Annotated in this window: 9 protein-coding genes; 6 read left to right on the forward strand and 3 right to left on the reverse strand. The window is 34.8% G+C overall.

Annotated elements, in window-relative coordinates; translation table 11 throughout:
* Positions 1-660: hypothetical protein (locus BW926_RS14425; RefSeq protein WP_179078025.1), on the forward strand; the 660-nt coding region annotated here is incomplete at its 5' end.
* Positions 661-731: 71 nt separating this feature from the next.
* Here BW926_RS14425 and BW926_RS13590 read toward each other — a convergent pair.
* Together BW926_RS13590 and radA are read right to left on the reverse strand one after the other, a co-directional pair.
* A complete protein-coding gene (locus tag BW926_RS13590; protein WP_076447855.1) occupies positions 732-1313 on the reverse strand; it encodes an acyl carrier protein phosphodiesterase in 582 nt (193 codons plus the stop codon).
* Positions 1314-1420: 107 nt separating this feature from the next.
* The gene (gene radA, locus BW926_RS13595; protein ID WP_076447857.1) at positions 1421-2773 is read right to left on the reverse strand and encodes a DNA repair protein RadA; all 1353 of its coding nucleotides are present in this window, start codon (positions 2771-2773) and stop codon (positions 1421-1423) included.
* A 59-nt stretch (positions 2774-2832) separates the two neighbouring features.
* On the opposite strand from radA, the gene BW926_RS13600 reads away from it, so the two are divergent.
* The 4 genes from BW926_RS13600 to yidC all read left to right on the forward strand — a co-directional run bounded on the left by BW926_RS13600 (position 2833) and on the right by yidC (position 7777).
* Positions 2833-3246 carry a hypothetical protein gene (locus BW926_RS13600; RefSeq protein ID WP_076447859.1) on the forward strand — a complete coding sequence of 138 codons (414 nt, stop codon included), beginning with the start codon at positions 2833-2835 and terminating at the stop codon, positions 3244-3246.
* Between the two features lie 60 nt (positions 3247-3306).
* Complete coding sequence (locus BW926_RS13605; RefSeq protein ID WP_076447860.1) at positions 3307-3876, forward strand: YceI family protein; 570 nt, start codon at positions 3307-3309, stop codon at positions 3874-3876.
* 255 nt (positions 3877-4131) lie between these two features.
* Positions 4132-5739 (forward strand): CTP synthase, encoded by a 1608-nt coding sequence (locus BW926_RS13610; RefSeq protein WP_076447862.1) that lies wholly within the window; start codon positions 4132-4134, stop codon positions 5737-5739.
* A gap of 241 nt (positions 5740-5980) precedes the next feature.
* Positions 5981-7777: a membrane protein insertase YidC gene (gene yidC / locus BW926_RS13615; protein WP_076447863.1), complete on the forward strand. Its 1797-nt coding sequence runs from the start codon at positions 5981-5983 to the stop codon at positions 7775-7777.
* A 77-nt stretch (positions 7778-7854) separates the two neighbouring features.
* Here yidC and BW926_RS13620 read toward each other — a convergent pair whose 3' ends face one another.
* Complete coding sequence (locus BW926_RS13620; protein WP_076447865.1) at positions 7855-8442, reverse strand: ribonuclease HII; 588 nt, start codon at positions 8440-8442, stop codon at positions 7855-7857.
* Between the two features lie 118 nt (positions 8443-8560).
* Here BW926_RS13620 and BW926_RS13625 point away from each other — a divergent pair, with 118 nt between their 5' ends.
* Entirely contained in the window at positions 8561-9763 is a 1203-nt protein-coding gene (locus BW926_RS13625; RefSeq protein WP_076447866.1) for a TonB-dependent receptor plug domain-containing protein, read from the forward strand.
* Positions 9764-9830: the final 67 nt, after the last annotated feature.

A 9830-nucleotide genomic window follows, 5' to 3' on the forward strand; every position in this document is an offset into this window, starting at 1 on the left:
TTCTCAGGCTCAGGAAACTTTACAACAACAGGAGTTCAGACTGTAACTGTTACCGGAAGCGGAACACCGATAAATTCAGGTACATTTAATTATACTTTCTCGTTGGGAGGCAGCACTTGTTCAAGAGATGTAACTTACGTAGCGTCTTCAAACCCTGCTATTGATCCTTGTACAAAATCTTATTTAGGAAAATCAGATTTTCCTAATACATATATGATCAACGGACAGCCGGTATATGTGACTGTATCAATTACAGGACATCAAGAAAATGCAACCGGAAATGGATCAGGTTGTGGATGGCATACAACAACAGATGCCTGGATAATAGGAGGTAATAATGTGATGAGTACACTTACCTTTACATTTAGCCAACCTGTTTCCGGTGTTAAATTTAATAATGGGGGAATATATTCCAACGCAGGTCAGCAAGCTACTGTAACCGCCAAAAATGGGTCTGTTGATATTTCTAACCCAACATTAACAACCACTCAGGGATGTAATAGTGTACCTACAGTAGTTGGGAATAAAATAAAGCAGCCAGGTACTTTTACTGTTACAGATACAGTTACTTCAATTACAATATCTCATCAGGATAATTCACCACCGCCTTACAATCAAGGAGGAGTGTTTAATATAATTTTATGCCCTACAGCAAAGTAGTAAATATCATTATTTATAGTTTTCTAAAAACAGATTGTCTTAGCAGACAGTCTGTTTTTTTATTTTTCAAACTATAAAAGCGCATTGATTTCCTTAGCATGTTTCATCAAATCAGGAAAAAAATCATTATAACACTCCTGAAGTCTTCCTTTATTTTCTAAAAAAGCATCAAAGACGGGGATATCCGGATTTAAATATTTTGCTTTATTTAAAACATTTCTCATGCTGAATTTGATGCCGCGGTCTTCCCGGTAATTATACAGCCAGTCTTCTTTCTCCATTCTTACAAGCATCCTCCGCAGGTTTTCAGGAAGGTATTGCTGGTTTTTATTCAAAACTTGATAAACATGTAAAGAATGCGCCTTCCATTGGGCTAATGAATTAAGATTGAGATCATTGGCAACAAAATAATCCATAGAAACATCCACAAAAGCCCCAGAATAAAGCCTTACCAACGGTGCAAAAACCTTCTTTGCCTCATGGATAGCGGGGTGAGAATCTGTAAATGTATCAATCTCACGGTGAAGCGTGATCCCGTCCTGAATATCTTTCGGAAAGGAAAACCGGTCCCTGTTTCGGATAAAATCTTCCAGAAACTGCCCGACAATCTGACCGTCGGTAAAAGTAAGGAACGAATGAGCAAGATAATTCATACATTAAAGTTATGAGTTTTGGGTTATAAATTATGAGTTGATCACAGTAATTAATATAAACAATCAACAAGCAGAATTAATAGCTCATAATTATAATTCGCATCTCTCTAAAAAAGCCTTTCATGAAAATCCTCAATTTTGCTCACTTCTTCTATTTTGATTCCGAATTTTTTCTTGGGAAGTTTATTTAAATTGGAAACAAAAATTTTTTCATATCCTAATTTTTCCGCTTCTGTAATTCTTTGTTCGGCCTGTGCAATCGGGCGGATTTCTCCACTTAAGCCTATTTCTCCGGCAAAGCAATAATGCTCAGAGATGGCAATGTCTTCATTTGAAGAAAGAATAGAGGCAACTACCGCCAAGTCCAGTGCCGGGTCATCGGTTTTTATTCCTCCGGTGATATTCAGGAAAACGTCTTTCGCACCCAGCTGAAAGCCTGCTCTTTTTTCCAACACGGCAAGAAGCATATTCAGTCTTTTGGCATCAAAACCAGTTGAGCTTCTTTGTGGCGTTCCGTAAACAGCCGTACTTACCAGTGCCTGGATTTCCAGGAGCATAGGACGGTTCCCTTCCAACGTTACAGCAACTGAATTTCCCGAAAGCTCTTCGAATTTTTTTGTAATTAAAATTTCCGACGGATTTTTGATTTCTTTTAAACCTTGAGAAATCATTTCATAAATCCCAATCTCGGAAGTCGATCCGAAACGGTTTTTATTTGCTCTTAGTAATCTGAAAAGATGATTTCTGTCGCCATCGAAATTTAAAACCACATCCACCATATGTTCTAACACTTTTGGTCCGGCGATTTGTCCGTCTTTCGTGATGTGACCGACTAAAAATACGGGAACATTGTTTTCTTTAGCATATTTAATGATTTCATTGGAACATTCCCGGATTTGAGAAACTGTTCCGGGAGAACTTTCGATCAGCTGCGACTGCAGGGTCTGAATGGAATCAATAATAACGAAATCCGGCTCTAATTTTTTGGCTTCATGAAGGATTTTTTCCAAATTGGTTTCCGTAAAAAGAAAACAGTTCGGATTTTGAATATCTGTTAAGCGGTCGGCCCTCATTTTAATCTGAGAAGCACTTTCTTCTCCGGAAACATAGAAGATTTTTTTCTTCATTTTTAAAGCCAATTGAAGAAGCAAAGTCGATTTCCCGATTCCTGGTTCACCGCCGATTAAAGTGACTGAGCCTAAAACAATTCCGCCTCCCAATACTCGGTTCAGCTCTTCGGAAGGGGTTTTTATTCTCGGTTCTTCATTGGTTTCAACTTCTACGATATTGATAACATGCTGTTTTGATTTTGAAAATGGGGGAGTTTTGTGTGACGAGGTTTTTTCTATAATTTCTTCCACCAAAGTATTCCATTGTCCGCAGTTTTTACACTGTCCCATCCATTGAGAGTATTGTGCACCGCAGTTTTGACAGAAATATGCTGTTTTTAATTTTGCCATACCGCGAAGTTCAAAATTTTTTTTGAATTTTTCTTTTGATTTTTAATTAATTTTCGGGTATGAAAAATATTTTACTAAAAAATCTTGTGGTATTTGTAATGATGAGCATTCTTAATTTTTTATTTAGCATGTTAGTTTTATCTTATATGGTAAAGCTTTCTGCTGAGAGTTGGGGAATGGCACCTTTTATAATATGGATCTTATGTTTAGCGATATCATTCATAGGTTTAATTACTGTCATAATTTTCAAAAGGTATTATCAATCATTACTAAGGACTGCTATTTTATTTGAAATTCTTTATTTGTTCATTTTAATTATTTCGGGAACAAATCCCTTTTTATATTTTTTTGAAAAAGATGATGAGAATTTTTTTAACTTATCACTCTATATAAACTCTTTTATTGTTTTTGCAATTATCTATTTAGTTATTTCAGTTTATTCAAAAATAATTTTAGCAAAATCAAAAAACTAATATAGATCAATGTATAAATTCGCAATTAAAGAATAACTTTGTTGGTATAATAATAAAGAAATGAAAAAGATATTTTTAACTTTTGTATTCGCTTTTTTAAGTGTTGTTGCTTTTGCTCAGACGGCCTGGCAGATTGACCCGATGCACTCTTCTGTAAACTTCAACATCAAACATATGGGAATAAGCTTTGTACAGGGAAGGTTTGATAAGTTTGAAGGAAAAGTTGCTACTAAAGGAAACAATCTTGACGGCGCTGAAATCTCTGTTTTTGTAGACGTAAACTCTATCAACACGGGTGTTGAAATGAGAGATAAGCATTTGAAAAGCCCGGATTTCTTTGATGGAGAAAAATTTCCAAACATGACCTTCGAAACGACTTCTATTACGAAAGATAAAAATAATTCTTATTTATTAAAAGGAAAGCTGACAATTAAAGATGTTACGAAAGAAATCAGTGTTCCGGTAACTTTCGGAGGAGTTACAAAAAATCAGCAAGGGAAGGAAATTATGGGAATTCAGACAACATTTAAGGTAAACCGTCTGGATTACAATATCAAGTATGATCCAACGGGAGCAGGTGTGGCTAAAGACGTTGATGTTAACATATATTTTGAATTAATTAAGCAATAGTGTTCATATATAATTTGGTTTAGGAAAGAAGGGTTTCAATTTTTGGAAGCCTTTTTTATTTCTCTACAACGGAGACTGAGGTTCTTGAAGCCTCAATTTATTGAATTTAATGGTGACTTCTAGAACCTCAGTCACCAATCAATCAAGCTGTTAATTGGATTATTCAATCATCAATCAAACAATTATTTGGATTTAAAACCGTAACAAAATTGCTTTGTATCTCTTTTTCCCCTAACTTTGCACAAACCTAATCTAATGAGTAAAAAGAATACAAAGTACATCTTTGTGACAGGAGGTGTAACTTCATCTTTGGGAAAGGGGATCGTTTCTGCTTCTCTGGGACTTCTACTAAAATCACGTGGCTTCAACGTAACTATTCAAAAGCTTGATCCTTATATCAATATCGACCCGGGAACTTTGAATCCTTATGAACACGGAGAATGCTATGTAACCGAAGATGGTGCAGAAACGGATCTGGATTTAGGTCACTACGAGCGTTATCTTGATGCTCCCACTTCCCAAAACAACAACGTTACGACAGGAAAAATTTACCAGACTGTCATCGAAAAAGAAAGAAAAGGAGACTTCCTTGGAAAAACAGTGCAGGTAATTCCTCATATTACAAACGAAATCAAACGCAGAATTAAAATTTTATCAAAACAGAACTACGATATCATTATTACAGAGATCGGCGGAACTGTCGGTGATATTGAATCTTTACCTTACATCGAAACTGTTCGCCAGTTGAAGTGGGAATTGGGTGAGAAGAATTCTATGGTCATTCATTTGACATTGTTGCCATATCTTGCTTCTAGTGGAGAATTAAAAACAAAACCTTCTCAGCATTCTGTTCGCCAGTTGATGGAAAGCGGAATCATGGCGGATGTTTTGGTTTGCCGTACAGAACACAAAATCCCAAAAGACCAGAGAGCGAAACTGGCTCAATTCTGTAACGTTCCATTAGATAATGTAATTGAATGTAAAGATCTGGAAACGATCTATGAAGTTCCAATGTACCTTCAAAAACAAAATTTTGATGATGTGATTCTGAAAGAATTAGACCTGAAAAGTGATAAAGATGCCGATCTTAAAGAATGGAAATCTTTCTTAAAAAAATTCCAAAACCCTAAAAAATCAGTTGAAATTGCTTTGGTTGGAAAATATGTTTCTCTTCAGGATTCATATATTTCTATTGCTGAAGCTTTCAAGCATGCAGGTGCAGATTTAGAAACTGAAGTGAAAATCAGATGGGTTTACAGTGGAGATATCACTCCTGAAAATATTAAAGATACTTTAAAAGGTGTAGACGGAATACTTGTTGCTCCAGGTTTTGGTGACAGAGGGATTGAAGGAAAAGTTTTAACCGCTCAATATGCAAGAGAAAACAAAGTTCCGATGTTGGGAATTTGTTTGGGAATGCAGATCATGACCATCGAATTTGCGAGAAATGTCTTAGGATATTCTAAGGCTAACTCAATGGAATTCGATACTTCTACCGAACATCCTGTGATTTCTTTGATGGAAGAACAGAAAAATGTAGTAGATAAAGGAGGTACTATGCGTCTTGGAGCGTGGAAATGTGCCGTGAAAAGCGGTTCAAAACTTTCTGAGATCTATGGAAGCAAGCATATTTCTGAAAGACACCGTCATAGATATGAGTTCAACAGTGAATATATTCAAGAATTCGAAAAAAACGGCTTTTTAGCGACAGGTACAAACCCGGAAACAGGATTGGTAGAGGCATTAGAAATGTCGAATCACCCGTTCTACATTGGGGTGCAGTATCACCCAGAATACAAGAGTACTGTTGCAACGCCGCATCCTTTATTCAGAGCTTTTATTAAGGCTTGTTCAGGGAAATAATGTGATTTAAATATTAAACCTTCAAGATTTTCAAAACCTAGAAGGTTGGATTGATATAAAGTAATTTTTAAATTACAAACGTCATAAATAAACTCAGACTGATTATTCTCAGCCTGAGTTTATTATATAGTAATATAGTATAATATAGAGTTTTGATAAAAAAACAGTATTTTTGTCGACTCGAAAATGTATGTCATTTTAGTATACATTTTAAATAGGTAAAAAATTTAATAAAGATAAAATGCAACAGAACAACGGACTCGATAAAAGTCAAATGATTAGTTTTGCGGTTCTATGTTTGGTTCTCTTCGGTTTCATGTTTTATTTTCAAAACAAACAATCGAAAGAGGAGCAATTGAAAGCTCAGCAACAAAAAACCGAACAGGTAAAAAGTGCCGTAAAACAAACTCAGGCAAGCAATATCAATCCAAATGTAACTCCAAATGCCATTCAGACTGCCAATCTTTCAAACAAAGAATTGAAAATTGAATTTGCAAGCTTGGGAGGCCAGGTTTCTAAAGTGGAACTTGCAGAGTACAGAGCATACGATCGTAAGACAGATAAAGCTGATCTTCCGCTTAATCTTATTACTAAAAATAATTCAAACTACGGTTTTCAATTTAAAGATAAAACAGGAAAAGTAATTAATACTAAAGATTTAGTTTTTGCTCCAACTGTTAATGGGAATGCTGTAACGATGACGGCTAATTATAATGGTGCAGTTATCCAATTCATTTATACTTTACTTCCGAAATATACTTTAGATTTTAAAGTAAGAACGCAAGGCCTATTAAATATCACTTTCGATAATAAGGCAGATTTCATCTGGAATTATAACGTAAGAAATCTTGAAAAGGGTAGGGCCCAGGAGCAATCTCACTCAGAATTCTCTTATGCTTTCAATAATTATAAGGATTATGATTACGACGGAAGAACGACGATGGATGAAGAAAAAGAAACCCTGAACTGGATTGGTGTAAAGCAGCAGTTCTTCGCTTCTGTAATTGAGGCTAAAACAGGTTTCACTCAGAGTAAAGGAAACCAGGAAATCATAGAAGAAGGTGAATATTTGAAAAAACTGAACTATGAAGGTTTTGTTCAAATGACGGGAAGCGAGTTGAATCAGGATTTTACTTGGTACTTTATGCCGTTGGATTTACCTTTATTAAAATCTTACGATAAAAACTTCGACGAAATTCTTCCATTAGGATGGTCTTTCATAGGATGGATGAACAGAGGATTCTTTATTCCTATTTATAATTTTATTGCATCTTGGGGATTAACAGCAGGCTGGGCAATTTTCTTATTGACAATCCTTGTGAAGTTGATCTTATCACCAATTATGTACAAACAGCATAAATTGAGTGCCATGATGAGAGTAATTCGTCCTGAAATTGATGAAGCAAACGCTAAATTCAAAGATGCGGATCCAATGAAAAAGCAACAGGCAACAATGGAAATCTATCGGAAAGCCGGGGTGAATCAAATGGCGGGATGTTTGCCGGCGTTGGTGCAGATTCCGATTTTCTATGCATTATTCCGTTTCTTCCCGAACTTTATTGATTTAAGAGGGCAAGGATTCTGGTTTGCAAAAGACTTAACAGCTTATGATGATTTAATTAAATTACCATTTAAAGTTCCGTTTCTGGGAGATCATTTGAGTATTTTTGCTTTAGCTTGTACGATTGTTATTTTAATCTATACTATCATGACTTCAGGAAATATGCAGCAACCACAGCAGGAAGGTATGCCGAATATGAAGGTATTAATGTACATCTTCCCGATTACATTCTTATTCTTCTTAAATACTTCTGCGTCAGGTCTTTCATGGTATTACTTTGTATCAAACGCGATTAATATTTTAATTATCCTTGTTATTAAATATTTGATCCTTGATGAAAAGAAAATTCATGCACAGATCCAAGCGAATAAAGAAAAACCGAAAGCTGAAGGCAAGTTCCAGAAACGTATGAGGGAAATGATGGAAAAAGCTCAGGAACAACAAAAATATCAGGAGCAACAAAAGAAAAAGAAATAATTCTATTTCTATAAAAAAGAGAAGTAATTTGCTTCTCTTTTTTTATTTGTATATATAAAATATAGTTAACATTGCTTTTACATGCTATAATCTAGTCGAAAGGATCTTCTATGGTATTTTGTAGGTCCAAATTTTACTAAAGCCTGCTGGTGTTTTTTGGTTGCATACCCGAAGTTGGTATCCCAGCCATATTCAGGATGTTCTTCATGAAGTTCGATCATTAATTTATCCCTATAATTTTTTGCTAGAATTGAGGCTGCTGCAATAGACAGTACTTTTGAATCTCCTTTAATAATACATTCATGCGGAATAAAATTATAAGGGTGAAATCTGTTTCCGTCTACCAATATCAGTTCCGGTCTTATGGTTAATTTATCAAGAGCCTGATGCATGGCGTGAATGCTTGCATTAAGAATATTATGCTGATCTATAAATTCTGCAGGCAGCTCGGCAATGGCATAATCTTTAACATTGTCTTTGATATAGCTGTCGAGATCCATTCTTGTTTTAAAATTTAACTTTTTTGAATCATTAACTAAATTTTGGTTAAAATTTTCATCCAAAATTACAGCAGCAGCTACCACAGGACCACATAAACAGCCTCTTCCGACCTCATCACACCCGGCTTCAACATAAAAAAATGACCATTTTTTTATTAAATCCATAATTATACTTTAGTAATAATCTAAATATTATGCAAATTTAAATATTTTTAACAAAATATTTGGTTGATTTAAGAAAGTTTTACATATTTGCAGATAATAAAAAATAATCAATTTAAATATGAAGAAATTAACTACAAGTGTTCTACTAGTAGTTGTATCCTCTTCTTTAGCATTAATTAATGCTCAAAACAGAAGTAATGATACAATACCTAAGGAACAAACCATAGGAGAAGTTGTTATCACTGGTGCATTAGGTATCAAAAGAAAAGCAGATGCTGTGACAACATCACAACAAGTGGTTAGTAATCAAGAATTAACTCAAGCAGCTAACCCTAATGCAGTAAGCGCTTTAACTGGTAAAGTTGCTGGTTTACAAATTACACAAACAAATACAAGTGTTACAGGGACTAATAGTATTGTGATTAGAGGTGGTAGATCTTTTACCGGTTCTAATGAAGCTTTGATTGTTATTGATAATGTGATTTCTTCAGCTACTGTTTTCCAACAATTGCCACCAGAAACTATTGAATCTGTTAATGTTATTAAAGGTGCCGCCGGTGCTGCCCTTTATGGTTCTCAAGGGGTAAATGGTGCAATTATCGTTACAACAAAAAGAGGGGGTACCAATAAGAGATTGACAGCTACTTTTAATTCAGTTGTTGATTTTGATAGAGTTGCCTTTTTACCAGATAGGCAAAAACAATATGGACAAGGATGGTATGGAGATAAAATCAGTGTTGAAAATGGCGCATGGGGACCTGCTTTTAGCGATTCTAACTGGGCTGGATCTTCACTTCCCTATGGATTATCTTCTGTAGATATAGATGGTGATGGTTATATTACATATAATCAGGATACGAGTGACTATACAGCGGATGATGCTGGTGCGATTCATTCTAGATTTGCTCCTTATGGAAAAAATAATATTAAAGATTTTTTCCAAACTGGAACTACTTATCAGAATTCCCTCACAGTAAATGCAGGTAATTCTGACGGATATATTTTAATGAGTTTAGGTAATGTTGATAGAGAGTTTGTTGTTCAGGATGATACAATGAAAAGAATTACCGGTATGCTTAAAGGAGGTGTTAAGGTTGGGAAATGGAGATTTGATGGCACTATTAACTATATTAGACAAAAAACTTCTACAACTAATTCTGATCTATATAGTAATTTATTACAGTTTTCTGCTGATATTCCAATTACTCTTTTTAAAGATTATGCTGACAGAGGGTATGGATGGAATAAATATTATGCTAACCCATACTTTACAATGAAGCATGAGAGATATAATGGATATGCAAATAAAATTTCCAGTTAGAGTTAAGCTACATTTTTGTAAATTTTGTTTTGATTGTTAAATTCTTCTATTGTTTGATAATTCAGGG

The organism is Chryseobacterium sp. RU37D (genome assembly GCF_900156075.1).
In the GTDB taxonomy this organism is placed as follows: Bacteria; Bacteroidota; Bacteroidia; order Flavobacteriales; family Weeksellaceae; genus Chryseobacterium.

What these genes read in the sequence shown, in the direction of transcription:
- BW926_RS13590 (WP_076447855.1), bottom strand. Translation starts at nt 1,313, where the DNA reads ATGAATTATCTTGCTCATTCGTTCCTTACTTTTACCGACGGTCAGATT.
- radA (WP_076447857.1), bottom strand. Translation starts at nt 2,773, where the DNA reads ATGGCAAAATTAAAAACAGCATATTTCTGTCAAAACTGCGGTGCACAA.
- BW926_RS13600 (WP_076447859.1), top strand. Translation starts at nt 2,833, where the DNA reads ATGAAAAATATTTTACTAAAAAATCTTGTGGTATTTGTAATGATGAGC.
- BW926_RS13605 (WP_076447860.1), top strand. Translation starts at nt 3,307, where the DNA reads ATGAAAAAGATATTTTTAACTTTTGTATTCGCTTTTTTAAGTGTTGTT.
- BW926_RS13610 (WP_076447862.1), top strand. Translation starts at nt 4,132, where the DNA reads ATGAGTAAAAAGAATACAAAGTACATCTTTGTGACAGGAGGTGTAACT.
- yidC (WP_076447863.1), top strand. Translation starts at nt 5,981, where the DNA reads ATGCAACAGAACAACGGACTCGATAAAAGTCAAATGATTAGTTTTGCG.
- BW926_RS13620 (WP_076447865.1), bottom strand. Translation starts at nt 8,442, where the DNA reads ATGGATTTAATAAAAAAATGGTCATTTTTTTATGTTGAAGCCGGGTGT.
- BW926_RS13625 (WP_076447866.1), top strand. Translation starts at nt 8,561, where the DNA reads ATGAAGAAATTAACTACAAGTGTTCTACTAGTAGTTGTATCCTCTTCT.